Source organism: Streptococcus sp. KHUD_018 (assembly GCF_054861215.1).
In genome coordinates this window covers 993,405-1,019,804 of sequence record NZ_CM142176.1, presented here as the reverse complement: position 1 = coordinate 1,019,804, position 26,400 = coordinate 993,405, and the positions used below count along the sequence as shown (strand labels likewise).

Annotated in this window: 23 protein-coding genes; 1 reads left to right on the top strand and 22 read right to left on the bottom strand. The window is 40.6% G+C overall.

The window, feature by feature from the left end:
• Positions 1-16: 16 nt before the first annotated feature.
• The 14 genes from ACVBD2_RS05160 to eno all read right to left on the bottom strand — a co-directional run bounded on the left by ACVBD2_RS05160 (position 17) and on the right by eno (position 14,167).
• Positions 17-985: a thiamine pyrophosphate-dependent dehydrogenase E1 component subunit alpha gene (locus tag ACVBD2_RS05160; protein WP_461686273.1), complete on the bottom strand. Its 969-nt coding sequence runs from the start codon at positions 983-985 to the stop codon at positions 17-19.
• Between the two features lie 153 nt (positions 986-1,138).
• Entirely contained in the window at positions 1,139-2,494 is a 1,356-nt protein-coding gene (locus ACVBD2_RS05155; RefSeq protein WP_461686272.1) for an MATE family efflux transporter, read from the bottom strand.
• Positions 2,495-2,535: 41 nt separating this feature from the next.
• The gene (locus tag ACVBD2_RS05150) at positions 2,536-3,804 is read right to left on the bottom strand and encodes a dihydroorotase (RefSeq protein WP_461686271.1); all 1,269 of its coding nucleotides are present in this window, start codon (positions 3,802-3,804) and stop codon (positions 2,536-2,538) included.
• A 12-nt stretch (positions 3,805-3,816) separates the two neighbouring features.
• On the bottom strand, positions 3,817-4,281 hold the full coding sequence (locus ACVBD2_RS05145; RefSeq protein WP_001135768.1) for an NUDIX hydrolase: 465 nt from the start codon (positions 4,279-4,281) through the stop codon (positions 3,817-3,819).
• 9 nt (positions 4,282-4,290) lie between these two features.
• The gene (locus tag ACVBD2_RS05140; protein ID WP_461686270.1) at positions 4,291-4,944 is read right to left on the bottom strand and encodes a uracil-DNA glycosylase; all 654 of its coding nucleotides are present in this window, start codon (positions 4,942-4,944) and stop codon (positions 4,291-4,293) included.
• Between the two features lie 61 nt (positions 4,945-5,005).
• Positions 5,006-5,698 (bottom strand): pyrimidine 5'-nucleotidase PynA, encoded by a 693-nt coding sequence (gene pynA / locus ACVBD2_RS05135; RefSeq protein WP_461686269.1) that lies wholly within the window; start codon positions 5,696-5,698, stop codon positions 5,006-5,008.
• Between the two features lie 131 nt (positions 5,699-5,829).
• A complete protein-coding gene (locus ACVBD2_RS05130; RefSeq protein ID WP_461686268.1) occupies positions 5,830-6,924 on the bottom strand; it encodes an AI-2E family transporter in 1,095 nt (364 codons plus the stop codon).
• Between the two features lie 9 nt (positions 6,925-6,933).
• A complete protein-coding gene (locus tag ACVBD2_RS05125; RefSeq protein ID WP_000411457.1) occupies positions 6,934-8,223 on the bottom strand; it encodes a hypothetical protein in 1,290 nt (429 codons plus the stop codon).
• 375 nt (positions 8,224-8,598) lie between these two features.
• Positions 8,599-9,102, bottom strand: a complete 504-nt coding sequence (locus ACVBD2_RS05120; protein ID WP_132973373.1) for a hypothetical protein — start codon at positions 9,100-9,102, stop codon at positions 8,599-8,601.
• 284 nt (positions 9,103-9,386) lie between these two features.
• Positions 9,387-9,929, bottom strand: coding sequence for a ClbS/DfsB family four-helix bundle protein (locus ACVBD2_RS05115; RefSeq protein WP_132973371.1), 543 nt, complete (start codon positions 9,927-9,929; stop codon positions 9,387-9,389).
• 126 nt (positions 9,930-10,055) lie between these two features.
• Positions 10,056-10,970: a peptidase gene (locus tag ACVBD2_RS05110; RefSeq protein ID WP_461686267.1), complete on the bottom strand. Its 915-nt coding sequence runs from the start codon at positions 10,968-10,970 to the stop codon at positions 10,056-10,058.
• 185 nt (positions 10,971-11,155) lie between these two features.
• Positions 11,156-11,992: an AraC family transcriptional regulator gene (locus ACVBD2_RS05105; protein ID WP_461686266.1), complete on the bottom strand. Its 837-nt coding sequence runs from the start codon at positions 11,990-11,992 to the stop codon at positions 11,156-11,158.
• A gap of 200 nt (positions 11,993-12,192) precedes the next feature.
• Positions 12,193-12,687: a YkgJ family cysteine cluster protein gene (locus tag ACVBD2_RS05100; protein WP_461686265.1), complete on the bottom strand. Its 495-nt coding sequence runs from the start codon at positions 12,685-12,687 to the stop codon at positions 12,193-12,195.
• Positions 12,688-12,862: 175 nt separating this feature from the next.
• Positions 12,863-14,167, bottom strand: coding sequence for a surface-displayed alpha-enolase (eno, locus tag ACVBD2_RS05095; protein ID WP_000022821.1), 1,305 nt, complete (start codon positions 14,165-14,167; stop codon positions 12,863-12,865).
• Positions 14,168-14,329: 162 nt separating this feature from the next.
• Here eno and ACVBD2_RS05090 point away from each other — a divergent pair, with 162 nt between their 5' ends.
• Positions 14,330-14,776 (top strand): DUF1694 domain-containing protein, encoded by a 447-nt coding sequence (locus ACVBD2_RS05090; RefSeq protein WP_461686264.1) that lies wholly within the window; start codon positions 14,330-14,332, stop codon positions 14,774-14,776.
• On the opposite strand, the gene ACVBD2_RS05085 is transcribed toward ACVBD2_RS05090, so the two are convergent.
• The 8 genes from ACVBD2_RS05085 to pulA all read right to left on the bottom strand — a co-directional run bounded on the left by ACVBD2_RS05085 (position 14,773) and on the right by pulA (position 26,394).
• Positions 14,773-15,888 carry a glycerate kinase gene (locus ACVBD2_RS05085; RefSeq protein ID WP_461686263.1) on the bottom strand — a complete coding sequence of 372 codons (1,116 nt, stop codon included), beginning with the start codon at positions 15,886-15,888 and terminating at the stop codon, positions 14,773-14,775. The two genes, ACVBD2_RS05090 and ACVBD2_RS05085, sit on opposite strands and share 4 nt — an antisense overlap.
• Before the next feature lie 9 nt (positions 15,889-15,897).
• Positions 15,898-16,542, bottom strand: a complete 645-nt coding sequence (gene serB, locus ACVBD2_RS05080; RefSeq protein WP_461686262.1) for a phosphoserine phosphatase SerB — start codon at positions 16,540-16,542, stop codon at positions 15,898-15,900.
• 58 nt (positions 16,543-16,600) lie between these two features.
• Positions 16,601-18,034 carry a glycogen synthase GlgA gene (glgA, locus tag ACVBD2_RS05075; protein WP_461686261.1) on the bottom strand — a complete coding sequence of 478 codons (1,434 nt, stop codon included), beginning with the start codon at positions 18,032-18,034 and terminating at the stop codon, positions 16,601-16,603.
• The gene (gene glgD / locus ACVBD2_RS05070; RefSeq protein WP_461686260.1) at positions 18,031-19,170 is read right to left on the bottom strand and encodes a glucose-1-phosphate adenylyltransferase subunit GlgD; all 1,140 of its coding nucleotides are present in this window, start codon (positions 19,168-19,170) and stop codon (positions 18,031-18,033) included. Before glgD ends, glgA begins: the two co-directional genes overlap by 4 nt.
• The gene (locus ACVBD2_RS05065) at positions 19,160-20,302 is read right to left on the bottom strand and encodes a glucose-1-phosphate adenylyltransferase (protein WP_000787259.1); all 1,143 of its coding nucleotides are present in this window, start codon (positions 20,300-20,302) and stop codon (positions 19,160-19,162) included. The genes glgD and ACVBD2_RS05065 overlap by 11 nt, the downstream gene beginning before the upstream one ends.
• A complete protein-coding gene (gene glgB, locus ACVBD2_RS05060; protein WP_461686259.1) occupies positions 20,292-22,220 on the bottom strand; it encodes a 1,4-alpha-glucan branching protein GlgB in 1,929 nt (642 codons plus the stop codon). The genes ACVBD2_RS05065 and glgB overlap by 11 nt, the downstream gene beginning before the upstream one ends.
• Positions 22,221-22,488: 268 nt before the next feature.
• On the bottom strand, positions 22,489-23,913 hold the full coding sequence (locus ACVBD2_RS05055) for an NADP-dependent glyceraldehyde-3-phosphate dehydrogenase (RefSeq protein ID WP_461686258.1): 1,425 nt from the start codon (positions 23,911-23,913) through the stop codon (positions 22,489-22,491).
• Between the two features lie 195 nt (positions 23,914-24,108).
• Entirely contained in the window at positions 24,109-26,394 is a 2,286-nt protein-coding gene (gene pulA / locus ACVBD2_RS05050) for a type I pullulanase (protein WP_461686257.1), read from the bottom strand.
• Positions 26,395-26,400 lie beyond the last annotated feature (6 nt).

The following is a 26,400-nucleotide window of genomic DNA, read 5'->3' as shown; positions in this document are numbered from 1 at the left end:
TTTTATCTCTTTCTCCTTAGTCTGCGTAAATATCTTCAAATGCGGATTCAAGTGGTGGGAATGGACTTTCTTCCGCAAATTTAACAGAAGTTTCTACCGCTTCCTTGACTTGCGATTGGATTTCTTCCAATTCTTCGGCACTCGCAATATTATTTTCAACGAGGTAGTTACGAAGGTTTTCGATTGGGTCTTTTTGTTTCCACAGTTCCACTTCTTCACGGGTACGATATTTACCAGGGTCAGATGATGAGTGACCAAGCCAGCGATAAGTTACACTTTCGATCAAGACTGGGCCATTGCCACCACGAACATGATCTACAGCCTTCTTAAATCCTTCATAGACATCGATGACATTGTTTCCATCTTCAATAAACATTCCAGGAATTCCATAAGCAGCGCTACGTTGATGAATGTGCTCTACATTGGTCATTTTCTTGATATCCGCAGAGATTCCATAACCGTTGTTAATGCAGTAGAAAATAACAGGAAGTTTCCAAATAGAAGCCATGTTCACTGCTTCATGGAAAACACCTTCGTTGGTCGCGCCATCTCCAAAGAAGCAGACAACGATTTTACCAGTATGTTGCATCTGCTGACTGAGAGCTGCACCAACAGCGATTCCCATACCACCACCTACGATACCATTGGCACCAAGGTTACCAGCATCAAGGTCAGCAATGTGCATGGAACCACCTTTTCCTTTACAGGTTCCAGTGTATTTCCCAAGGATTTCAGCCATCATTCCGTTGAGGTCAATCCCTTTGGCGATAGCTTGACCGTGACCACGGTGATTTGAGGTAATCAGATCATCTGGGTTAAGAGCCAGCATCGCTCCAACGTTAGCAGCTTCCTCTCCGACAGAAAAGTGAGTCATACCGGGTACTTTTCCCTTTTTCACTAACTGAGCGATTTTTAAGTCCATGCGACGGATTTCTTCCATCTTACGGAACATCTCTAGCAAAAGATTTTTATCTAAAGTTGACATAATCTTGCCTTTCTAACTTTGTACTTACCTTACTATTTTACCTTTTTTAGTATACACTGTCAAAGTATATGACCGATAAAATTTCACAAGGTAAAAAAATAAATCCCCGTTTTAACAGGGATTTTCTTTAGTTAGATTATTTTTTCACAAAGTTTATTTGACATTGGAAACTTCAAATCTTTTCATAATTGTTTGCAAACGCCATTGATAGAGGATAGCACTAACGACCAAACTCGCTATTAGACCAATCCAGTAAGAATAGGCTCCCAAAGTTGTCACATGATCTAGGAATAAGCCTAATGGAATGGAAACAGCCCAGTAAGCAATTACTCCTAGATAGAAGGGAACAACAGTATCTTTATAGCCTCTCAGTATTCCTTGTAAAGGAGCTGCAACGGTGTCAGCTAACTGGAAAAATAGACTATAAGTTAGGAAGGTAGATGTTAGTTCAATGAAGTCAGGATTATTGCCATATAAACTGGCTACGACATCTCTCAAAATATAGAGAAAGCTCAATGTAAAGCCTGCAAATATCAGTGCTATCCAACGTCCAAGTTTGATATAGGTCTTAGCATCATCAAAACGCTTAGCCCCCACCTCATAAGAAACAACGATGGCCATGGCAGAAGAAATACTCATGGGAAAAGCATACATGAGTGTCGAGAAGTTCATGGCTGACTGGTGGCTAGCAATAATCATAGACGAAAACTTAGCCATAATCAAACCAACGACTGAAAAAATGATGACCTCAGCAAAAACAGTTCCACCGATTGGTAATCCCAAGCGAATTCCCTCCATAATTCTCTCTAAATTCAGAGGGGCACCTTGTTCTAAATGAAGTTCTTTTAGGTTTTTCTGCTTGACCAAGATGATGATGGAAATTCCCAGTAGACACCAATAGGCAAGTGAGGTTCCTAGCCCTGCTCCTGCTCCACCTAACTCTGGAAACCCAAAGGCACCGTAGATCAACAAATAGTTAAACCCACAATTTAAAGGTAGCAATAAGAGCATGAGGTACATGGATAGCTTGGTCAAACCGAGAGAATCAAGTAGCGATCGGATAACACTAAAGAGCAACAAGGGGATAATTCCGATAGACAAATACCAAAGATAACGAACTGAGACTACCGCCACTTGGGCTTCTAGTCCGATATGGTTTAAAACTGGAGGCGCTAGAAAAAGCACCATGCCAAGCAAAACCAAAGACAGCCCAAAAGCTAAATAGATGAATTGGTAAAAGTCAGATGCCACTTCGTTCTTTTTCCCCCGTCCTATATGATAGCCTATGATGGGAACCATGGCCGAAACAATCCCTGTTAAAAAGGTAAAGAAAGGATTCCAGAGACTCGTTGCAGTTGAAACACCAGCCAAGTCCATGGTATTGTACTGCCCAGTCATTGTTGTATCGACAAAAGAGGCAGAATAATTGGCAAATTGATAAATCAGGATAGGGAAAAATATCTTAAGAAATAAGACAAACTTATCTTTAAATTGATGGGTTCGATACATATACGCTCTCTATTCTTATAGTTTATAGAGCAGAATCCCATCTAGTTTTGGTAGACGATTTGTCCCTTACAGATAGTATATTTGACCTGCCCTTTTAAAGTTTCCCCGATAAATGGAGAATTAGCTGATTTCGAAGCGAAGTTTGGACCAACAGTACGATCAGCCTTGTCATCAAAGATAGTGATGTCCGCCGGACCATTTTCAGCTAAGTAGCCTGCTTCAAAGTTGTAAAGTTTGGCTGGATTGACAGTCATTTTTTCAAGCAATTCCATCAAACTCAACTCACCAGCTTCCACCAAATAAGTCAAGCCGAGAGATAGAGAGGTTTCCAAACCAGTCATACCAGATGGCGCTTTGGTGATATCTTCTACATTTTTCTCATCTGCATGGTGAGGCGCGTGGTCCGTTGCGATAACCGTGATAACACCTGACTTGAGGCCCTCGATAACGGCACGGCGGTCTGACTCCAAACGAAGCGGAGGATTCATTTTGGCATTGCTTCCTTGAGTTAAAAGAAGAGCTTCTGTCTTAGAAAAATGTTGTGGTGCCACTTCTGCTGTGACTTGCGCTCCCAAACCTTGAGCGAATTCCACTACTTTGACACTTTCTTCCTTAGACAAATGCTGGATGTGAACATGGGCCTTAGTTGCATAGGCAATCATGACATCACGCGCAATCATAGCGTATTCTGCTACCCCTGTCGCACCACAGATCTTGAAGTGGTCTTTAGCGATGTTTTCGTTAAAGCCAAGAATGCCGTTCAAGCCGGGATCTTCCTCGTGTAGACAAACAAAGGTGCCAAGTTTTTTAGCAGTTTCCAAGGCTTCTTTGAGAACCTTGCTGCTTTCAAGCGGAATTCCATCATCTGAAAATCCAACGGCTCCAGCTTCTAAAAGTGCCTTAAAATCAGTCAAGTCTTGACCATTAAAGTTCTTGGTAATGGTCGCAACCGTCTTGACATTGATTTTTTCCTTGGCAGCAGACTGGAGAACTTCTTTCAGGGTTTTTACATCCGAAATAGTTGGACTAGTATTAGCCATCATGACAACCGTTGTGAAACCACCTGCAGCAGCTGCTAGAGCACCAGTATGGATGTCCTCCTTGTGTGTTTGACCAGGTTCACGGAAATGGACATGGATATCAACCAAGCCAGGTGCAACTACAAGCCCCGTAGCATCAAGCACCTCTGCTCCTTCTTCCTTGATGTCAGAGGCAATTTTGACAATTTTCCCGTCTTGGACCAAAACATCACACACTTGATCCAAACCAGACTTGGGATCCATTACACGACCATTTTTGATTAGTAACATCTGCTTTCTCCTTTATTCATAGAAATCAACTTGGGTATCCAACAATTTATCCCCATCATAAACAAACTTTGCTGAAAAGAAGGGTTTATCTTCTAAAAGCCACTCAACAAAGGTGTGGTCACCCTCCCAAGTTGGCTTGCTCAAAACTTCATCATAGGGAACCCATTCTAGCGTCCCCTCATTGCAGTCAATCAAGTCACCCTCAAACTCCGTCACCTTAAAAACATAGGTGTACCAGTCTAAATCTGGCGTGAATTCTGGAAAAGTGATGACACCTTTTAGAACTGGCTTGGCTTTGAGCCCTGTTTCTTCGAGGATTTCACGCGCTGCGCACTCCTGAGGTGTCTCTCCTCGCTCCAGCTTACCCCCCACGCCAATCCATTTGCCTTCGTGGACATCATTAGGCTTCTTATTACGATGGAGCATGAGCAGTTCTTTTCCGTTATCAATGTAGCAAATCGTCGCTAACTGAGGCATATTTTCTCCTTATCTAAGCCAATCGATTGGCTCTTGTCCTGTCTCTGTTAAGAATGCATTGGCCTTGGAAAAAGGCTTGGAACCCCAAAATCCTCTGTAAACCGATAGAGGACTGGGATGGGCTGATTCGATAATCAAGTGGTGAGGATTGGTAACCAAGGCCTTCTTCTTGCGTGCATAAGCACCCCAGAGTAGAAAGACTACTGGCCTATCCAGATTATTGACCACCTGAATCACAGCATCTGTAAAAGGCTCCCATATCTGCCCAGCATGACCATTGGCCTGACCAGCAGGAACCGTCAAGCAAGCATTGAGAAGTAAGACTCCTTGCTCAGCCCAAGACGTCAAATCATGTGATTTCTTAACCCCGATATCATCTGACAATTCTTTCAAGATATTTTGCAAGGATGGCGGAGCTGGGATAGAGTCAGGAACAGAAAAACTTAAGCCCTGAGCCTGACCTGGCCCGTGATAGGGGTCTTGCCCTAGAATCACCACCTTAACTTCTTCAAGCGGTGTAGTCAATAGAGCCTGAAAAATTTTTTCCTTAGGTGGATAAACAGTTCCCTGAGCATAGACCTGATCCATAAACTGATTGATTTTCCCGAAATAACCCTCAGGTAATTGCTCCTTAATCAAAGCATGCCAAGATGAGTGTTGCATAGCCAACTCCTTCGTTTTTCCTGCCTCTATTATAGCAAAAAGTGGCTATCTAAACCACTTTTTACAGTTTATCTAAAAGTTCTAGTAGAGCTAAGTAAGACTCAACTTCATAAGTCGGCTGGGCTTGTGTGTGATTTTCGAGGTGATGAGAGTTATACCAAATGGTGTCAATCCCAGCATTATTGCCACCTTGAATATCAGCCGTTAAGGAATCTCCAATCATCAGCGTCTTTTCTTTACTAAATCCTGCAATTTGCTGACCGATTTTTTCATAGAATAGTGCGTCAGGTTTTTGTGTTTGTAATTGCTCAGAGATAAAGACTTGGTTGAAATAGGGAGCCAGACCTGATTGAGCCAAACGCCCTGTCTGAATAGCAGTAATACCATTTGTCGCAGCATACAAGTCATAATCACGTTCGATAAGGCTGTCCAAGAGTTCATGAGCGCCCGAAAGAGTTTGTCCCTGCTGTGCGAGATAAAACTGGTAACGCTGGGCAAGTATAACACCGTCCTTCTCCAGTCCAAAATGAGCAAATAAACGAGAAAAGCGCGTGTTAACCAGTTCTTGTTTACTGATTTTCTTTTGCTCCAAGTCTTTCCAGAGAGCCTTGTTCATAGGAATGTAATAGTCTTTATAGGCTTGAATATCCGCAACTCCTTCTTCCCTTAGAAGTTGCGTCAAAGCCACATCCTCAGCAGCATCAAAATCAAGCAAGGTGTGGTCAAGGTCGAAGAGGAGAAATTTGTAGGGCAATTTGAAGTTTTCCTTTCTAAGGAGATAAAATAGTCTCATGAACCTTCAAAACAGGAAAAGAGACAAAGTCCAAGTAATTATTTTATTTTCTTCTTTCACACAGATAATTTATTTAACAAGTCTCATTAAATTTATTTTTTATCTAGCTGATTTTCCTTTGCAACGACAAATTCCTTAACCAATCGATAGATAACAGCAAATATCGGTGTAAAGAATATCATCCCAAGTAAGCCAAAGAGATTGCCTCCAATACTAGCAGCCGCAAGCGTGAAAATAGCTGGCAAACCAATAGACTGACCTACAACTCTAGGATAAATAAGGTTTCCTTCAATCAGCTGTATAACTTGATATAGAAGAAGAGAAAGTAAGGCTTGAGTAGGACTCACTGTGAAGATAAAAATCGCTCCCACAACACAAGCAATCATAGGCCCTACATAAGGAATGAACGATAGCACTCCTGCAAAGATACCTGTCATTACTCCATAGGGTATCCCAAACACGCTGTAACCAACCGCTATCATAACTCCTATGATAACTGCTTCAATCAGCTGACTCATCAAAAATTGGTCATAAGTCTCTAGTGCTACTTGTCCAATGTAAGTCAACTTTATCACCACCTTCTCTGGAAGAAAAACTTTTAGAAGTCGACTCGTCATCGCTGCCAAATGTTCCTTACTGGATAAAAATAAAAAGGTGAAGACTATAATCAAAAAGGCATTCATCAAACTTGAAAAAATATTGCCGATATTACTAGTCAGACCTGATAAAAAACCTATCAAAGCTTGGCTAATAGAACTAGATTGTCCCTGTATGCCTGATACGATAGTTGACAACATGTCTTTGGTTACAAATTCCGAGCTGTCTAGCAATTTCCCAAGTTTAGTGAGGACAGTTGAAAGGACTGTTCCCAGCTGACTAATAGTCTGAGATAGGGTTGGCAGTATCAAAACCAAAAGACCAATCACGATCAAGATAAGAGCTAGGAAAACAAGAACCATGGCAATAGGACGACACAACTCTGCCTTTACCTTCATTTTAACTAGGAACTGTTCAATTTTTTTCATAGGAACATTAAGCACAAAAGCAATAACAGCACCATAAATCAAGGTTGATGTTACATCAAAGAGAGAGATTGCTCCTGATATAAAGCTCGATGCATTCAGAATTACAAGAGCAACCAGCCCTATAAAAAGGATTAACGGGGTATATTTTTTAACTAAGTTCATAAATTCTCCTTAATAAACATGTTTAGATACGACTATACTATTTGGTTTTTCAAACTCTCGATCAAGGTAGGCTTGGTAAGTTCCTGGAGCGATAAATCCTTTGGGTGAGAGGATATCGGTGCCAGCCTGACCGACTATGGTATCAGCCAAGAGCACACAGTTTGTAGATAAGACAAAGTAGGATTTAAACTTAGATTTGATAAATTTATAAAGTTCCCCATCTGTCTCATGTCTGATTTTATAAGCGTAGGTGTAGTCTTCCTTACCATCACCTGTCATGATTTTATCTGCACTTGGCTCCCATGGAATCGTCAGTTGTTTCAATTCAGCCAACTTTTTCTGAACTGCTTTTTCCATTTCAGGCGTCAAATCTATCCCATAACCAAAAAGCGTTTTTTGACTCTCACGTTTACATAGGTCAATGTACTTGTCACGATCACAGAAATATAAGACACCATCTCCTACCATGCCAAATAAGATCTCAGAAGACGGATCATAGTTGCCATAAGAAATAACACGGCCTTGATAGCATATATCCACATGACCAATTGCCGAAAACAGAGAGGTCTCAGCTGTATGAACAAAAATTTCAAGCTCCGCTGTCTTACCAGACTTCACCATTCCAAGATGGATATCCTCTCTCTCATCAGCATTTTCCTGCATGAATTTATTGATTTTTGCTAAAGTACTTGCAGGGATGAGAGCGGCTAGGACAATAGGTAAGCTCATTCTTACACGACGTTTGAGATGGTTTTTCCCAATTTCCTCCTCAAACAAGAAACCGTCACGGATATTGGACACACCATAAAGGAAAAAATAAGCCCCTAATACAAAGAGTTGAAAGACAGAATTTCCTGTAGAGGACAAAAGACTAGTCCCACCAAGAAAAACTAGTACGAGTCCATCTAGTAAGAGACGAAAACGAGGTCGAATTTTGTTTTTGCGGTAGAGAACATAGGTGACAAGGTTGATAGTAGCATGAAAAATCTGATAAACTCCAATCACAAGAGCCAAAATATAAATCGGCACATCCGTCGCAAGATTCGAGCCTAGCAAATATCCCAGCACTAACAATTTAACCAGTGCAACTCCCAAGGTGTCCGTTGACTGACTTTTTTTGAAAATACGTAATACTAAATCTAAGACCGTTGCTATCCAAGCTAAAAACAGAACCAGTCGAATAACCGTTACTGGCAACCAAGTCCCCGTAACCATCAAGATAAGACCTAGAAGAACAAATAAGAAACCCTGAGCAAGTAATTTCCTACCTGTCAGACCTAAAGATAGAATTTTTTCCATAAAAGACCTTTCAAAAATAATAATTAAGCCATTTGAGAAAACTAACGATTATGTCAATCGTGGTAAAAACCAATCAATGCCATCAACTCATCATGACTAGCAAATCTGGTGAAGATCCTGACTTTCATCACAAAAATCAAATCAGTATTTTTAATGGTTGACTAGAGGTGAGTAATAACATAGAAAAGTAATTTTTCATTCATTTTTGCACATTCTCTATAACTATTTGATTTATTCCATTAAGTAATTTCGAAGAGTAGAAATTTATTGAACATTGAGCTTCCTTTCTGAGTTTCATTAAGAACATTATAGTATAAATGAAAATTTGAAGGTAACATTGTTTGAATACCTTAAACCCTCCAATACTACACTCCCCTACCCCAACTCCTTGGCTATTTTGCTTTTTTCAAGTTTTCCCTTTGCAATTCGTTTCCATAATACAAGTGGATTCAAGCTATAAGATAGGCGTACGAGGTAATAATTAACCCATTCGATTAGGGCAAAAAGTTGTATCAGTGTAGCTAAGATAGCCACTTGGAAACTCTGGGTGTTCCAGACTATAAAAGGAAAGCCTGAAATAAGTAAAACAAGGTCTAGTATTCTGAAACCACCATATAGTTTGGGGACACTAGCGCTTCCGAACTGAGGTTTCGAGAGTCTTCTAATCAAAATCGCCCAATAGATTGAACCTTGAAGCAATATAAATGTCAGTAAAGACAAAGGATAGAGAATGGTTACTAGACTATTCACGTCACCAAGCCGATTTTTCAAAAGGAAAAAGCAAAACCAAATGGATAGGACGGCTGTGAACTCTCCAAAACAGAGGGACACCAACTCTTTTCTAACTTTCTCTTTTTGTATGTTCATCATTTCCCCCATCTATCTATCATCCTATATCAGAAAAAAGCCATTCGAACCATTTTCTAGTCAACATTTCTCAGAACAAAGGCATTCTAAGCATCGAACAGCTCAATTCCTTTAATATCAGTGTAATTCTAAACTTAGAATTGCATTGATATAAATGTTTTGGTGCTATTCTAAGTTTATGACAACCCTAAATTTTAATTTTAGAAGGATTCTAAAGCTAGAATTGTTCAAAAATAACGAGAATGAAGCAATTCGAAGCTTAGAAGACCTTTTTCTAAACTTCATACTCACTTTAACTAGTAGGACTTACAATTCTTTTGATGAGCTTTGAGTTTTTTCAAAGCCCAATCATAGTGACTGGAAGTGGCACTCACAAAGTAGGAGCCTAGACTTGTTCCTCCCGTCCACTTATAGACACCTTTTGTGAACAATTCGTCATTGCTGAAGTCTTCCATCAACTCTAAAACCTCTTTATGTGATTGATTGAGGAGTTTGGTCACTTCTTCTAAGGACGTTCTCTGGTGCTTCTTCCAAAAAGCGACATTCATTTCCCCATAAGCTTTCCAATTATAAGGTTCAGGGAGAAAAGGTCTTTTATGACCCTTTTGATTGGAATGTACCCAAGTCAAAAGTAACTGATGCCATTCATAGAGATGGATCAGAACATCTCTTAGATTTTTATCTCTTTTCCAGTGAGCTTCTTTTTTCTTTTGATCTTTTGAAAAATCAAAAGGAGTCTGTAGCTCCTCTTCGCTTAATTTAGAGATAAAGCGATTGAGCTTCTCATAGTTTTCCTTAGAGGCTAACACTAGCTCCTCTTTTGTTTTTGGTCTTGGCATAGGCGTTCTCCCTTCATTTTCTAGTAGGTTGAGGTATTTTCTTACTTCATTATACCATAATCAAAAAGCAGTTCTTCATTTTACGAACAACTGCTTTTACGAGCTATTTTTTTATGCTTATAGTCACTACTTTACATATAAATCTCTAAAGCGACCATCCACTTCTGCTATCTGATAGAGCAAGCGGGATAGTTCTTGGTAATCTTCTTTTAAACATGAAAGGTGGGCTTGGCCAAATAGAGATGCCAATTCTTCTTTTAATCTTGCCCCTTCTGGATCATGGTCTTTTAAGAACTCACTGAGGTAGAGATTTCGAACAGCAGCAAGTTTGAAGCTAAAATACTGATGCAATTGTTTTTGCTCCGTATTTAAGCCGCTTTCAGCAACTGCTTTTGCATAGCATTTCAAAACACCGTTTTGACCATTCAGATATCGGGACTTTATAATCTTTGCTGTTTCCTGATAGATTTCAGTCTGACTAGGACTCTTAACCTTCTTAAAATTTCCCCACATGGAGTAGGCTCCACGCTTATAGTCAATAGCCTCTGCCTTCCAGGCTTCTAGTATGTCATTAAAAGCAACCTTCATACAGGCAAACCCAGCTGGATCATGCAAATAGAGGTGATGATGATCAATGCCATACACGGTTACGAAGTGATCCACACCATAAAGGATTGTGTGATTGGGATTGTAAGTCAGATGGCCCATATCAAGAGGTCCCAGAACGACAGGTCCATTGGACAGAAAGGTTTCCAACTTTCCTTTAATCTCTTCCAAATCTACTTCAGTTCCATCTTTTAGATAGAAGTCCTCATAGTCAAATCCAAGTATTTTTAAAGAATGAGAAATAGAAAGATCTGGCATTCCGTTATCAAAGAATACTAGAGGGTGCTGGTCATCTTTCTTTACGATACTAGCGCCATTTCCCATCACCATGATTGCCTCTAAAAAATCTGCTTTAAAGTCATAACCATAGCTATCCAGTGCCATTGCCAATGAATAGCTATAGCAAAGTGACACATCTCCAAAATACATCTGCATATTCCTGCCTCCTTATCTTCTATGGGACTATTATACCGAGAAAACTATTCGCATGCCCCATAAAATCCAAACAAAAAATATGGGTATTTGTGATCTATAGTCATGAACTTCAACAATAAAAAACTCTGTAAAAGATATCTTCTACAGAGTTCGATTTACATCTTTATAAAATGTCAGAAAATTATCTAGTTCTTAATCACTGGTATCCAGAGTTCCATTTGATAGTCAGGTAAGGACATGTCTCCCTTGGTGTAAACTTCAAAGTCTGGTGCTCCTGAGTGACGATAACCAGTTTCTGGGAAAAAAATCTCTAGAACATATTTCCAAGCATGGTGGATGCTGGTTGGTATAGCCCCCTTGACTGGTACGATAGCATATTCAGCTGCTGGGATGTCTTTGATTGATAGACCTAGCTCTTCTGCTTTGACTTTATCCGTCACATCATAAGCAGCCATATAGTTGATGATTTCGCCTTCTTTGACATCGGAGCAGACACCAAAGGATTGGCCACTACCCAGACTTTCTAGATTTTCAAAGCTGTGTTTCTCATAGAGTTGTTCCCAAGCAGATGGGCATTGGCTATTGTCAATAGCTTCCAATAGGACACCTGCCACGGTAAATGCAGGTTTCTTTTGAATCTTGATATCCATGTTCTTTCCTCCTGTGATTTTTAAGGATAATTGAAGTCTAGGAAAGACCCGATAAGGTTTTCCATTTCGAACTTCTGAGGGAGTTGCCCCATGGAATTTCTTGAAGGCTGCGCTGAAGGAATCCGCAGATTCGTAGCCGTACTTCATTGCTATGTCAATGATTTTGTCAGAGCTTTCCCGCAAGTCTGTCACAGCTTCTGATAGCCTGCGATTGCGCAAGTATTCTGCTAATGTCATATCAGCCATGATGGAAAAGATTCTGCTAAAAAGAGGATAAGAATAGCCTGATAGCTGCTGAAATCTTTTTATATCCACTTCTCCAGTCAGCTGCTGCTCCAAATAATCCATGGTTTGGTTGAATTGATGCATCATATTCGTTTCTTCTTACCTCCACAAGATACAAAAGTCCTTAAAAGCAAAGTGAAAACAGAAAAATTGACGCTGCAGCTTCTAGTCCTAGAAATTTTTTCTTTTTAACACAGCTTTAGGCCGTGTTCAATTCTATCTATATTCTAACAAATACAAGATACTTCCACCCTAGAATCTTTGTACAAGATTTAAAGGTGTAAATTCTATAACCTATCTTTTAATTTCTCAACAAAGAGATAAGCTGCTGGGCAGGTCAAGGTATTCTTAATCGTCAAATGATTAATTTGATGGATTTTTTTACGATCTGTATGGGGGAACTCTCGACAGGCCTTGGGACGAACATCATAGATGGAACAGAGATTATCTCCTCCTAGAAAGGGGCAAGGCATAGATTTAAAAACCTTATCCCCATCTTCATCTACTTGTAAAAATTCTGCTTCAAAGGCTGGTAATTTCATCTTAAAATACTTGGCAATACGGGTGATGTCTGCCTCTTTAAAGTCGGGTCCCAATGTCTTGCAACAGTTAGCACAGGCAGTACAATCTATCTCAGCAAAGTCTTCTTGGTGGATCTGCTGGGCAATCTTATCTAGATTCTTTAGTGGCTTTTTCTTTAGATTTGCTAAAACTTTGCGGTGCTCCTTCTGTTTTTGCAAGGCTAGCTGGTGGTAATACTCAATATCAATTTCTTTAGACATAATTGCTTTCTAATACAAGTTTTTTGTCTATTATACCATAAACTCTACCCCCTTTTTGCCCCTTGAACAGAAAAAAAGCCCTTCGGATAAAGTCCGAGGGGCTTAAAACGTTGTTAAATCAACGGCCGAACTGTTGATTTTCAAGGTTCGGGATAAAATAGTTCACTGAACTATTTTATTTTTTAAGGTTGTAGAATGATTTCAATCCACGGTATTCTGCTACTTCACCAAGTTGGTCTTCGATGCGAAGCAATTGGTTGTATTTAGCGATACGGTCTGTACGTGAAAGTGAACCAGTCTTGATTTGTCCTGCGTTAGTTGCAACTGCGATGTCAGCGATTGTTGAATCTTCAGTTTCACCTGAACGGTGTGATACAACGGCAGTGTAACCAGCTTCTTTAGCCATTTCGATAGCGTCAAATGTTTCAGTAAGAGTACCGATTTGGTTAACTTTGATAAGGATTGAGTTAGCAGCACCTTCTGCAATACCTTTTTCAAGGTAAGAAGTGTTTGTTACGAAGAAGTCGTCACCAACCAATTGAACTTTACCACCAAGACGTTCAGTAAGAGCTTTCCAACCGTCCCAGTCGTTTTCGTCCATACCATCTTCGATAGTGATGATTGGGTATTTGTTTACCAATTCTTCAAGGTAGTCGATTTGTTCTGCAGCAGTACGTACAGCAGCACCTTCACCTTCAAATTTAGTGTAGTCGTAAACTTTACGTTCTTTATCGTAGAATTCTGATGAAGCACAGTCAAATCCGATAAATACGTCTTTACCAGGAACATATCCAGCAGCTTCGATAGCAGCAAGGATAGTTTCAACTCCGTCTTCAGTTCCTTCAAAACGAGGAGCGAATCCACCTTCGTCACCTACGGCTGTTTCCAAACCACGAGATTTAAGGATTTTCTTAAGAGCGTGGAAGATTTCAGCACCCCAACGAAGAGCTTCTTTGAATGATGGCGCACCAGCAGGTACGATCATGAATTCTTGGAAAGCGATTGGAGCGTCAGAGTGAGAACCACCGTTGATGATGTTCATCATTGGAGTTGGAAGAACTTTAGTGTTGAATCCACCAAGGTAGCTGTAAAGTGGGATTTCAAGGTAGTCAGCAGCAGCACGAGCTACAGCGATAGATACACCAAGGATTGCGTTAGCACCCAATTTACCTTTGTTAGGAGTACCGTCAAGTGCGATCATAGCACGGTCAATAGCTTGTTGGTCACGTACATCGTAGCCGATGATAGCTTCAGCAATGATGTTGTTTACGTTGTCAACAGCTTTTTGTGTACCAAGACCACCGTAACGAGATTTGTCACCGTCGCGAAGTTCAACTGCTTCGTGTTCACCAGTAGAAGCTCCTGATGGAACCATACCACGTCCGAAAGCACCTGATTCAGTGTAAACTTCTACTTCAAGTGTTGGGTTACCGCGTGAGTCTAGGACTTCGCGAGCGTAAACATCAGTAATAATTGACATTTTTTACTCTCCTTTGAGTTAAATTTTTTACACCTCTATGATACCTTAAAAATAAGCGTTTTTCAAGAAAAAACGTTATCTTTGTGCAAATTTTCCTTAACTTTATAAAGTAATCGCTTTCTTTTGTCTGTTTTCTTGCGATTTTTGTGATATACTGTTTTTATGACAGATTTATCAAAACAACTACTAGAAAAAGCTCATGGTGGGCCAAAATTAAACCCTGACGAACAACGTCGTTTTCTCGGCACTTTCGAGGAAAGAGTTCTTGGCTACGCTGATATCAGTACTGCCAATAGTCCTGAATTAGAACATGGATTTTTCTCTATTTTAGAGGGTTTTCAAGAAAAGGTAGCGATACTTTTTGTGAAGATTTCTCCAAATATCGAGTTTGACAAACAGGTCTTTTACTTAAAACAAGCAAAGGAAAGCAACTGTCAGGCGACTATTGTTTCAGACGATCATATCACCTCTCCTTTTGGTCTAGTTATTCATACGAATGAACCTGTTCAAGTAGATGAAAAGGACCTTAGACTTGCATTTTCGAATCTCTGGGAGGAGAAAAAGGCAGAGGCTCCTAAAAAATCCATCTGGGAAAAATGGTTTGGCTAGTCTTTCCTCAACTTTAATAAACGACCAACATTGGCTGCTGTGTGCTCTAAATAGACGTTTGCTTTTTTCAGACTGTCTTCTAAAGGCTCACTTTTCTCTAAAATAGAAAAGGCTGCCTGTATATTTTCGAATGGTAGGGGAGGCAAATCGTCAGCAAGACTACCGCAAATAGCGATAACAGGAACTCCGTTAGGGGTTCTTTTTGCTACACCGATAGGAGCTTTTCCAACAAAGCTTTGACTGTCCAGTCTACCTTCTCCAACGATAACCAAGTCGGCCCCTGCAACTTTCTTCTCAAAGTCTATCAAATCCAAGCAAGTATCAATCCCAGATACGATACAGGCCTCAGCAAAGGCACATAGCCCAGCAGCAATGCCACCGCCGGCTCCTGCTCCTTTCAGAGATAGGGTTGATGGCGAAAGTTTTTCATAGAACCGCCGCATAGCCAAATCTACTGTCTCAAACAGAGCAGGATCCAGACCTTTTTGTCTGCCAAATGTATAGGTCGCTCCTTGGTTGCCACATAAAGGGCTCACGACATCTGCTAAAATGCGAATCTTCACATTTTCGGGAATCCTATACAACTCGCTGTCTGAAACTGACTCGAACTCAAGCAAAGTCTGACCGCAAGCTGGCAATTCCTTTCCATTCTTATCATAAAAACGATAACCCAGACCAGTAGCAATGCCTATTCCGCCATCATTACTAGCCGTACCACCTACACAGATATAGATTTCTTTCATCCCTTGATCAATGAGATGACGAATCAGCTCCCCGATACCTCGAGTTTGGATGTGAAGAGGGTTTCGTTTCTCCTGCGGAATCTTTCCAAGACCAACCAAGTCAGCAACTTCAAAGAGCGCTGTTTTTCCTTTCTGAAAGTAGCGCATTGCTTCATTTAGGCCAAAAGGTCCCGTCACCTCTTGCCATTTTTCTTCGAGTTCAAGAGAATGTCGAATAGCATCTACAGTTCCTTCCCCACCATCACCAACAGGACAGAGCAGACATTCTACATCTGCTATCGATTTTTGGAATCCTCTTTTTATAGCTTGAGCGACCTCTTCTGCCGTCAAACTTTCTTTAAAAGAATCGGGTGCAATTACAATTTTCATAGTTCCCTCTCATTCTAAGAAATCAATCAAAGGCAAAACTTCTAAAAGATCCCTTGTATCTACATGACAAGCTATCTCAGATTTTACAATTTCTTTGGCACAAAAGGCTACACCACGTCCTGCTGTCTTTAACATCAAGAGGTCATTGGCACCATCACCGATAGCAATCGTTTTTTCTTTGGGAAGTCCTAATTTCTTTCTCCATTTCTCAAGAGTATCTTGTTTTACTTGACCTGTCACAATTTCACCAACTAATTTTCCTGTTAAAAAACCGTCTTTGACTTCTAACTGGTTGGCAGAGAAATAGGAGATACCAAGGGATTCTGCTAATCTCTCAACTATTGGTGCAAATCCACCAGACACTAGACCGACTAGAATGCCCTTCTTTTGAAGTATGGAGATAAATTCTTGAGCATTCTTGGACAGATGGATGGATTTGAAGACAGTATCAAAGACCGAAACTGGAAAACCTTCTAACAAAGCCACTCTCGCTCGTAAGCTTGTTTCAAAGTCCAGTTCGCCTCGCATTGCCTGGCTTGTAATCTGCGATATTTTTTCTTCGCAACCTGCTTCTTTTCCTAAAAGATCAATCACCTCTTCTGCTATCAGGGTGCCGTCAACGTCCATGACACACAAGCCTTTTACTTGAGACATAAACTTTCCTTTCTAAACAGCCCAAAAATCGTATGAAAGAATCATACGATTTTATCTATTAGTTGACTAAACTATGGTACAAGTCCAGATAAGATTTGCAGGCTGTATCCCATGAGAAATCACATTCCATAGCTTGTTTTTGTAGATTTCTCCAAACTTCCGGCTGGTACTTATAAACATCCAAGGCTGTTTGGAAACTCCAGTTAAGCCAGTATGGTGTTAAATTGTCAAAGCTAAATCCAGTGCCAGTTCCTTCGATTGGATTGAAGGATTGAACCGTATCACGCAAACCACCAACCTCATGAACCAATGGTAGAGTTCCATAGCGCATCGCCATCATTTGAGACAAGCCACATGGTTCAAAACGACTTGGCATGAGGAAGAGATCACAAGCTGCGTAGATTTCTTGAGCAAGTTTGACGTCGAAAGTGATATTTGCTGATAGCTTGTCAGGATAGACTTGAGCAAACCAGGAGAAGGAATGTTCAAAAGCAGGATCGCCTGTTCCTAAAAGAACGATTTGAACGTCCTCCTGTAAGAAACGGTGCAAGCTTTCTACAACGACATCAAAGCCTTTTTGGCGTGTCAAACGAGAGACAATCCCAACCAGAGGAACATCTGCTCGCACAGGTAGACCAACTCTCTCTTGCAATTTTGCTTTGTTTTGTGCTTTTCCTGACAAGTCATCCTTATCAAAATGATAGTCTAAAAGAGCATCTGTCTCTGGATTATAAAGATCTGCATCGATACCATTGACAATACCTGAAACCTTACCTGACTCCATGCGAAGAATCTGATCCAAACCGCAACCGAACTGACTAGTCATAATCTCATGTGCATAGCTAGGCGATACGGTTGAGACACGATCCGCGTAGAGAATACCTGCTTTCATCCAGTTAAGACAGTCATTCCAACGAAGGGTCCCATCAGCATACCGTTCAAAACCAACACCAAACAAATCCCACAACATTCCTTCAGAAAACTGACCTTGAAATTCCAAATTATGAATAGTTAAAACGGTTCTGATTCCTTGATATGCCTGAATCCATCTGTATTTTTCCTTCAAGAGAAAAGGAATCATAGCGGTGTGATAATCATGGGCATGGAGAATATCTGGAATGAAATCAATTCGCTCCATGGCTTCAAGAGCAGCCAGTTGGAAGAAGGCAAAACGTTCACCATCATCGAAATCTCCGTAAACATGACCTCGGAAGAAATACGTTTGATTGTCTACGAAGTAGAAGGTAACACCATTCAAGACGGTCTTCTTAATACCACAGTACTGTCTACGCCATCCTACACTCACTTCAAAGTGAAGAACATCCTCAATCTGGTCGCCGAATTTAGCCTCTACCATGTCATAGTAAGGTAAGACAACCGCAACTTCGTGCCCTGCCTTTACCAGTGATTTTGGAAGAGCGCCAATGACATCTCCCAAACCACCTGTTTTTGAAAAGGGCGCACCCTCTGCTGCTACGAATAAAATTTTCATGAATGAATATCCTCTGTAACTTTTTCGCCTTTTTTGACTACAACTGGGTGTTCTGCAGTACCGCGAATAACGACACCGTCAGCAACTTCAACCCCTTTGTCCAAGATTGCATACTCAACTTGGGCACCTTGACCAATCACAACACGTGGGAAGAGAAGGCTGTCTTTAACTAGACTATCCTTATGAACGTGAATATTACGTGATAGGACCGACTGAACTACTTCACCCTCTATGATACTACCAGAGGCGAACTGCGAAGTACTTACCTTAGAGGTGTTTGAGTAGTAAGTTGGTTCTTCATTCTTAACCTTGGTATAAATCTTTTGGTTAGGTGAAAAGAGAGAGTAGAATTTTTGAGACTCCAGCATATCAATATTGGCTTGATAATAGGACCGAACAGAGTGAACATTGGCTAGGTAGCCAGTGTATTCATAAGCAAAAGCACCTTCTTTAGCTGCCAACTCACGTAAAACATAGCGTAATTTTTCTGGGTATTCTTTTTGAACTTCTTCTTCCAAACGCTTAATCAACCACGGAGTATCAACGACGAATATATCTGTAGACATGTTGAAAAGTTCATCTGTTGATTTGGCATCAAAAAGTTTATGAGAAAGAACACGGTCTGTTTCATCGACTTCCAAGATGGCATTAACATCTGAAATATCCTTTTTAGGTAATTTCTTATAAACAACTGTAATCGGACGACCGGCAGTAGTATGTAAATGGAACACTTGATTGAGGTCAATATTCACCACGATATCACAGTTAAGTGCAACCGTCTGATTTGATCCTGAACGTTTCAAATAAGTGAGAAGCTGTTGGTAATATTCTTTCCCAACTGTGCTACTTTCAACACGCGTATTATAAATACCTAGATAGTAGTGACTGAGAAGGGTAGATAAGCCCCACTCACGTCCTGAACGAATGTGGTCAAAGACTGAACTGATATTGTCTTGTTGGAAAATTCCAAAGACACTACGAACACCAGCATTTGCAAGGCTAGAGAGAGGGAAGTCGATCAAACGATATTTTGCTCCAAATGGCAAGCTGGCTACTGGACGATGATCTGTCAAAGTTGACATATCGTGAAAACCAACGGTGTTTCCTAAAATGGCTGAATATTTATCAATCTTCATCTGTTGCTACCCCCACTACTTCATCATATCCTACTACTTGTACTTCGTCTGTTCCATCAATTTCGACACCTTCAGAAATAACAGCACCTTCACCAATTATGGCACGTTTAATTTTTGCACCTTTTCCGATAATGGCACCACTCATGATTACAGAGTCTACTACTTCAGCACCCTCACGTACTTGCGCTTCTGTTGAGAGAATAGAATGCTTAACAGTTCCATCCACGAGACAGCCATCCACAACTAAAGAATCTTCTACATGAGCGTGTTTTCCAATAAAGTTTGGTGGTGAAATCAAGTTCCGTGAGTAGATTTTCCACTGACGATCACGACTATCCAAAGCATTGTTTGGATCAATGTATTCCATATTTGCTTCCCATAGAGACTCGATAGTACCAACGTCTTTCCAGTAGCCTTTGAATTCATAAGCATAGACGCTTTCTCCAGACTCAAGGTAATTTGGAATAACGTTTTTACCAAAGTCTGACATATCTACCTTGCTCTTTTCAGCGGCTACTAGCATGTTGCGTAGACGTTTCCAGTCAAAAATATAGATTCCCATAGAAGCTTTAGTAGACTTAGGTTCTGCTGGTTTTTCTTCAAATTCAACGATACGATTATTGGCATCTGTATTCATGATACCAAAGCGGCTAGCTTCTTTGAGGGGTACATCCAAGACAGCTACTGTCAAACTGGCATTGTTGTCCTTATGAGACTGAAGCATGTCATCATAGTCCATCTTGTAAATATGGTCACCAGAAAGGATCAAGACGTATTCTGGGTTAACACTGTCGATGTAGTCAATGTTTTGGTAGATAGCGTGGCTAGTCCCTTCAAACCAACGGTTTCCCTCGCTTGCAGAGTAGGGTTGAAGGATAGAAACGCCTGTGTTAATACCATCTAGTCCCCAGCTCGAACCATTTCCGATGTGGTTGTTCAAGGCAAGAGGCTGGTATTGTGTAATCACACCGACATTGTGAATCCCAGAGTTAGCACAGTTGGAAAGAGCAAAGTCAATGATACGGTAGCGCCCACCGAATTGCACTGCTGGTTTGGCAATGCTTTGAGTGAGTTTTCCGAGACGTGTTCCTTGCCCACCGGCAAGGATCAAAGCTAGCATTTCATTCTTCATTTTCTACTCCTTTTTGGGTTTTATTTGTGACAGTTTTAGTTGGTTTCAAGCGACGTTTAATCTTCCAGATACTTGCTCCCATGGCAGGCAAGGTAAAGGTCAAGGTCTGCTCATAATCCTTCCATAATCCTTCTTGGGTTTGAACCGTTTGGTTGTATTCTTTCCAGACACCACCCCATTGTTCCAATTCTGTATTCCAAACTTCTTCATAAACTCCTGCGACAGGAAGTCCGATTGTAAAGTCTTTTCGTTCAACAGGCGCCATATTAAAGATACAGACTAGCATTTCACCCTTTTTACTCTTACGAATAAAGGAAAGGACACTCTGATCTCTATTATCCGCATCGATAATTTCGATGCCATCATAACTGGTATCAATTTCCCATAGACATCGATGATCTTTATAGAATTGATTCAGTTGAGAAGTGAAGTACTTCATCTTGGCATTCATCGGATCTTCTAGATTAGACCATTCCAACTGCTCTTCAGACTTCCATTCTAGGAATTGCCCGTACTCACTACCCATGAACAAGAGTTTCTTACCTGGATGACAAATTTGATAAGTGTAGAGATTTCGCAAACCTGCAAATTGATTGTAGCGATCTCCCCACATCTTGTGCATCATGCTCTTCTTACCATGTACGACTTCATCGTGCGAGAATGGTAAGAGGTAGTTTTCATTGAAAACGTACATGAAGCTGAAAGTTACCAAATTAAAATCATACTTACGATAAATCGGATCTTCCTCGTAGAAACGGAGAATGTCGTTCATCCAACCCATATTCCACTTGTAATCAAATCCTAGACCGCCCATTTCTTTCATACCAGTAATCTTTGTTGCTGATGAACTTTCTTCTGCAATCATCATCACATCTGGATGCGCTAACTTGATAACAGTGTTCAAACGTTGAAGGAAATAGTAGCCTTCGTAGTTGAGATTGCCACCGTCTTTGTTTGGAGTCCAAGGAGCATTATCATAGTCTAGGTAGAGCATATTGCTGACTGCATCCACTCGAATACCGTCTAAATGATAAAAGTCAATCCAGAATTTAATGCTAGAAATCAAGAAAGACTGAACTTCATTCTTCCCAAGGTCAAAGTTAAGAGCTCCCCAACCATAGTTATGGGCCTTATTGTGGTCTTGGTATTCAAAAGTTGGTGTTCCATCGTAATAAGCAAGAGCGTCATCGTTGATGGTAAAATGACCTGGAACCCAATCCACAATTACACCGATATTGTTTAAATGACATTCCTCAACAAAATCTTGGAATTCCTCTGGTCGCCCATAAGAGTGCTCCATAGCAAAGTAACCCATAAGCTGGTAGCCCCAACTCAATCCAAGTGGGTGAGCCATTAAAGGCATAAACTCGATGTGAGTGTAGTTCATCTCAACAAGGTATGGAATCAGCTCCTCCTTAAGTTGTGCAAAACTGTATGGACTACCATCTGGATTTCTCTTCCAAGATCCAGCATGGGCTTCATAAATATTGACTGGTCTCTCAAAAAAGCCCCAGCGTTTTCTCCTAGCTAGCCAAAGACCATCTTTCCATTTTTTCTCTGGAATATCAGTCAGGATGGCTCCAGTCTCTGGGCGAGCCTCAAAACGAACCGCCAATGGATCAATTTTCATAATCTGGTGCCCATTTGCACGCGTGATATGATACTTATAAATCTGCCCTTCACGAGCCAGACTTGTGAAGACTTCCCAAACACCCGATTCATTCCGTACCATAGGAATTTGGTGTTCTGTCCAGTTTGTAAAATCACCAACTAAGTGCACAGCCTGAGCGTTAGGTGCCCAAACACGGAAAGTAAAACCAATTTCTCCGTCTTTTTCCTCTTTATGTGCTCCTAGATAGTGCTGAAGATGAAAATTTTCTCCAGTAGTGAAGGTTCTCAATGCTTCTTGATTATTCATCCAATCCCCTTTCTTTTTGTAAGCGTTTTCTATATTTCCATTATACTATCTTTTAAAAGAACTTTCAAGCAGTTTACGGAATTTCTTAAAAAATATCTTGAAAATTTTAGAAAAATTATCTTAACTTAGCTTTCACTCATTTCAGAGAGAAAAGAATAATTTCCATATATTTTTTTATTATAATACCAGAATATTCGTTTTTTATCAATTTTTAACTGTAATTTTTTGAAAAAATAAAACCAGGAAGCCCTTTTCCTGATTTTATAGATTATTTCACATCAAAAACAATGGATTTTACGTTTGTCATTGCTTCAATGCTGTATTTAATCCCTTGCACACCAGCACCAGATCCTTTGACCCCAAGGAATGGGAAATTATCTGGCCCACGCTGTGTTTTATTATTAATGTGAACAGTACCGACTTCAAGTTTTTCAGCGATTTCAAACGCTTTTTTAAAGTCATTTGTGAATACGGATGATTGAAGACCGAACTCAGATTCATTGGCAATTGCTACCGCTTCATTTGCATCGGAAACACGGATAATTGGCAGAACAGGGCCAAATGGTTCTTCCCAGGCTAATTTCATATCTCTTGTGACATAATCAAAAAGTCCTGGCCAAATGAGATTGCCCTCACGTTTGATTGGACTGAGCGATTTGGCACCCTTACCTTGCGCATCTTGAATCAATCCCCAGATGAAGTCAGCTGAAGCATTATCAATAACAGGTGTGATATCAGCATTGTCAAATGGGTCACCAACGGTTAGTTTAGCAACTTCTGCTTGAAGTAATTCAGCCAATTTATCCGCTACACTTTCCACAACCAAGACACGCTTGATGGCAGTACAACGTTGTCCTGAATAGCTAAAGGCTCCACCGACGATTTGTTTAGCTGCGTGTTCCAAGTCTGCATCTTCGAGAACAATAGCTGCATCTTTCCCACCAAGTTCAAGCATGATAGGACGCATTCCAGCTAAACGACCGATTCGCTCACCAATCGGTGTTGAACCTGTAAAGTTAATGAAGTTCACTTCCTTGTGTTCAATGATGTAGTCTCCAATTTCAGAACCACGTCCAGTGATGGTGTTAAAGACACCTGCTGGGATTCCGGCTTCGTCAAAAGCCTTGGCTAATAACAGACCTGAGATAGATCCTTGTGTTGGCGGTTTAAACATGACGACATTCCCTGCAATCAAAGCCGGAGCAATCTTAGATCCAGAAAGGTTAACTGGATAGTTAAATGGCGCGATAGCTAAAACGACACCAACTGGCTCACGACGGACAACAGCTAGTTTGTTTTTACTTGCAGCTTCAAAACCGCCACCTTCCATTGCTTGCCCAGTGATACGGAGACCTTCTTCTGCAGCAAAACGAATCAAATCTGCTGTACGTACTACTTCTCCAATGGCTGCTTTTATCCCTTTAGCAACCTCTTTGGCAAGAATTGTACCAATTTTTTCTTTATCACGTTCCAAAATGTCTGCTGTCTTATGCAAATAGGCTGCACGCTCAACTGGTGCTAAATCACGCCATGCTGGGAGAGCTGCACGCGCAGCTTTCATAGCCTCATCTACTTCAGCTTGACTCATAGCTGGTACTGTCCCCAGCTTTTCCTGATTAATGGGTGAATAGATTGTAATTTCCTTTTCAGATGATTTCCAATTTCCATTTACTAAATTTTGATATCTTGCCAATTTTCTTCCTCCTGAAAATGATTAAGACTTATTTTATCAAATTTTCAGAAAATTACAACCCTTTTTGTGAAAAAATTGAGATTTTTTTCACAATCTTGATCCTTCAAATTATTTGAAACTTAATTCTACTCTTCATTAAAAACCTCATAAATGACAAAAAGGATTAGATAATCTAACCCTTTTTACTACATTAATTTATGAGAGCACTTTTAAAACTGCGACACTAATATCATCAATAACATTTTCTTGTTTTGAACGACTGTTGGTAAGGAACATTTCAAGCTTACCTGCATTTTCAAAGTAGAAGGAGGTTCCCTTAGCATTAAATACCACTAATAGATGTTCGGATCCACCGTGAATCTCGTAGACAATCCAGCCACTATTTTCAGCAGCCGTGTGAACAAAGACATGACGGTAAATTTCTTCATATGTTGGATAAGAGAAAGCACTGATTTGCGTTTTTAGGCGGATAATCTGACGAATAAACTCAATGCTGTCTTGGCGATCATTGATCAGATCCCAGTTGACTTGGTTAACACTGTCCGGAGCATTATAGCTATTCATAGCACGTTCTCGGTCTGCAGGAGTTAGTTCTCCATGTTCACCAGTTGGAACCAACTTAGTTCGACCAAACTCTTGACCTAGTTCTATAAAGGCCATTCCTTGCATGAGAAGATTCATAGCTGTCGCTGTTTCAACCTTGCGCACAATCTGGTCGGAACTCTTATCAGGATGAAGGGTTGCTAGCAAGTCATGAAGATTGTAATTGTCATGAGCTTCAACATAGTTGAGAACCTGGTTTGGACTGAGATAAGACCCCAATTCTCGGCTACCAAGAATAGCCTTGGCGACGATTGGTTCTGTAGCAGCACCACTCACAAATCCTGATTTGATTGCCCCATAAACTTCTCCTCCTTTGATCGCATCACGCTGATTATCGTTGAAGAAACCTATATTTGGCATCTGGTGGGCGTTATCCTTCTTAGCCTTGTCATAAGGAGCAAGACCTGTTCCCATATCCCAGCCTTCTCCATAAGTGAGAATACGCGGATCAACCTCATCCAGCGCCCAACGAATCGCTTGCATAGTTTTGACATCATGAATGCCCATCAAGTCGAAACGGAAACCGTCAATATTGTATTCTTTCACCCAATAAAGGATGGAATCAATCATATACTTGCGGAACATCTCGTGTTCACTTGCAGTTTCATTTCCTACTCCCGTACCGTTTTGGAAGGTTCCATCTGGGTTCATGCGGTAGTAATAATCTGGAACTGTTGTTTGGAAAGGTGCATCAACAGTTGAGAAGGTATGGTTATAAACCACGTCCATAATGACACCGATTCCTGCATCATGATAAGCCTGAATCATGGTCTTGAGGTCTCGAATAACTTGTCCGGGATCATCTGGATTGCTAGAGAAACTTGTTTCTGGAGCATTGTAGTTTTGAGGATCATAACCCCAGTTATAGGTTACATTTCCGTTCTCGTCATATTCCTTATGGCGATCAAAGATTGGTTGAAGTTGAACATAGTTGCAACCAAGTTCTTTAATATAGTCAAAGGCGGTTGCTTGGCCGTATTGGTTAACCGTTCCAGTCTGAGCAGCACCCAAGAAGGTTCCGCGGAGTTCTTCAGGAACACCAGATGTAGGCGATTTGGTAAAATCACGAATATGCATTTCACAGATAACTGCTTTACATGGATTTTCCAAACGCCATGGCGCTTCTGTCCCATGTTTGACTTCGAATCCTTCTACTTGCCTGTCTTGATGAGAAAGAATTACGGAACGTTTGCCGTCAGGACTTGTGGCAATCGTGTAAGGGTCTCTCGTCAAAGTCTGGTGGTGAGGAAATTCAATCTGATACTGATAAGCCTTACCAGCAAGATTTTCATCCAGGTCTACACTCCAAACACCAATGGTATTGTACTTATGGCTGTATGAATAGCTATTACCACGCTCTAGATTAAAAGTTTTCCAAATCGGTGCATCGTTACTAGTGTTTTCATAGACAACCACCTGAACAGCTGTAGCTGTTGGAGCCCAAAGTTTAAAACTTGTCTGATAATCTGAAAGGCTGTAACCTAGTTCTCCTTGGTATCCCCAGTGATGATCAAAGCTTGCGCTATGGATGGCTTTATCAAAGGCAAATGGATTCTGATCCTTATAATATGGACTAGCAATAGCTGGATTTTCTGAATAATACACAGTCTCGTCGCCCTCTAAAATCCATACTTCTGTTAGCAAGGGATAGTAGTTAAAACGTATAAGATATTCTTTTAATACACCATCTATCTCGGATTTGAAGGTGAAACTATCCACCTTTTCCTGACTGGTCACGGTAAAAGAAAACTGAAGACCAAAATAAGTGGTCCCTGAAGTTAAAGAGTTTTTGTTTTCATCTCGGTCTGTGCTAAATGAGCAAGCTGTATAATCTCCACTTTTTCTATGAAAATGGAGAAGAACGGGATAATTGTACATGTTTTT

What these genes read in the sequence shown, in the direction of transcription:
- glgD (WP_461686260.1), bottom strand. Translation starts at nt 19,170, where the DNA reads ATGAAGATTGATAAATATTCAGCCATTTTAGGAAACACCGTTGGTTTT.
- ACVBD2_RS05065 (WP_000787259.1), bottom strand. Translation starts at nt 20,302, where the DNA reads ATGAAGAATGAAATGCTAGCTTTGATCCTTGCCGGTGGGCAAGGAACA.
- ACVBD2_RS05085 (WP_461686263.1), bottom strand. Translation starts at nt 15,888, where the DNA reads ATGAAAATTGTAATTGCACCCGATTCTTTTAAAGAAAGTTTGACGGCA.
- ACVBD2_RS05160 (WP_461686273.1), bottom strand. Translation starts at nt 985, where the DNA reads ATGTCAACTTTAGATAAAAATCTTTTGCTAGAGATGTTCCGTAAGATG.
- eno (WP_000022821.1), bottom strand. Translation starts at nt 14,167, where the DNA reads ATGTCAATTATTACTGATGTTTACGCTCGCGAAGTCCTAGACTCACGC.
- ACVBD2_RS05140 (WP_461686270.1), bottom strand. Translation starts at nt 4,944, where the DNA reads ATGCAACACTCATCTTGGCATGCTTTGATTAAGGAGCAATTACCTGAG.
- ACVBD2_RS05155 (WP_461686272.1), bottom strand. Translation starts at nt 2,494, where the DNA reads ATGTATCGAACCCATCAATTTAAAGATAAGTTTGTCTTATTTCTTAAG.
- ACVBD2_RS05145 (WP_001135768.1), bottom strand. Translation starts at nt 4,281, where the DNA reads ATGCCTCAGTTAGCGACGATTTGCTACATTGATAACGGAAAAGAACTG.
- ACVBD2_RS05150 (WP_461686271.1), bottom strand. Translation starts at nt 3,804, where the DNA reads ATGTTACTAATCAAAAATGGTCGTGTAATGGATCCCAAGTCTGGTTTG.
- ACVBD2_RS05105 (WP_461686266.1), bottom strand. Translation starts at nt 11,992, where the DNA reads ATGATGCATCAATTCAACCAAACCATGGATTATTTGGAGCAGCAGCTG.
- ACVBD2_RS05090 (WP_461686264.1), top strand. Translation starts at nt 14,330, where the DNA reads ATGACAGATTTATCAAAACAACTACTAGAAAAAGCTCATGGTGGGCCA.
- ACVBD2_RS05115 (WP_132973371.1), bottom strand. Translation starts at nt 9,929, where the DNA reads ATGCCAAGACCAAAAACAAAAGAGGAGCTAGTGTTAGCCTCTAAGGAA.
- glgB (WP_461686259.1), bottom strand. Translation starts at nt 22,220, where the DNA reads ATGAATAATCAAGAAGCATTGAGAACCTTCACTACTGGAGAAAATTTT.
- ACVBD2_RS05100 (WP_461686265.1), bottom strand. Translation starts at nt 12,687, where the DNA reads ATGTCTAAAGAAATTGATATTGAGTATTACCACCAGCTAGCCTTGCAA.
- ACVBD2_RS05110 (WP_461686267.1), bottom strand. Translation starts at nt 10,970, where the DNA reads ATGCAGATGTATTTTGGAGATGTGTCACTTTGCTATAGCTATTCATTG.
- glgA (WP_461686261.1), bottom strand. Translation starts at nt 18,034, where the DNA reads ATGAAAATTTTATTCGTAGCAGCAGAGGGTGCGCCCTTTTCAAAAACA.
- ACVBD2_RS05130 (WP_461686268.1), bottom strand. Translation starts at nt 6,924, where the DNA reads ATGAACTTAGTTAAAAAATATACCCCGTTAATCCTTTTTATAGGGCTG.
- ACVBD2_RS05120 (WP_132973373.1), bottom strand. Translation starts at nt 9,102, where the DNA reads ATGGGGGAAATGATGAACATACAAAAAGAGAAAGTTAGAAAAGAGTTG.
- pulA (WP_461686257.1), bottom strand. Translation starts at nt 26,394, where the DNA reads ATGTACAATTATCCCGTTCTTCTCCATTTTCATAGAAAAAGTGGAGAT.
- ACVBD2_RS05125 (WP_000411457.1), bottom strand. Translation starts at nt 8,223, where the DNA reads ATGGAAAAAATTCTATCTTTAGGTCTGACAGGTAGGAAATTACTTGCT.
- serB (WP_461686262.1), bottom strand. Translation starts at nt 16,542, where the DNA reads ATGTCTCAAGTAAAAGGCTTGTGTGTCATGGACGTTGACGGCACCCTG.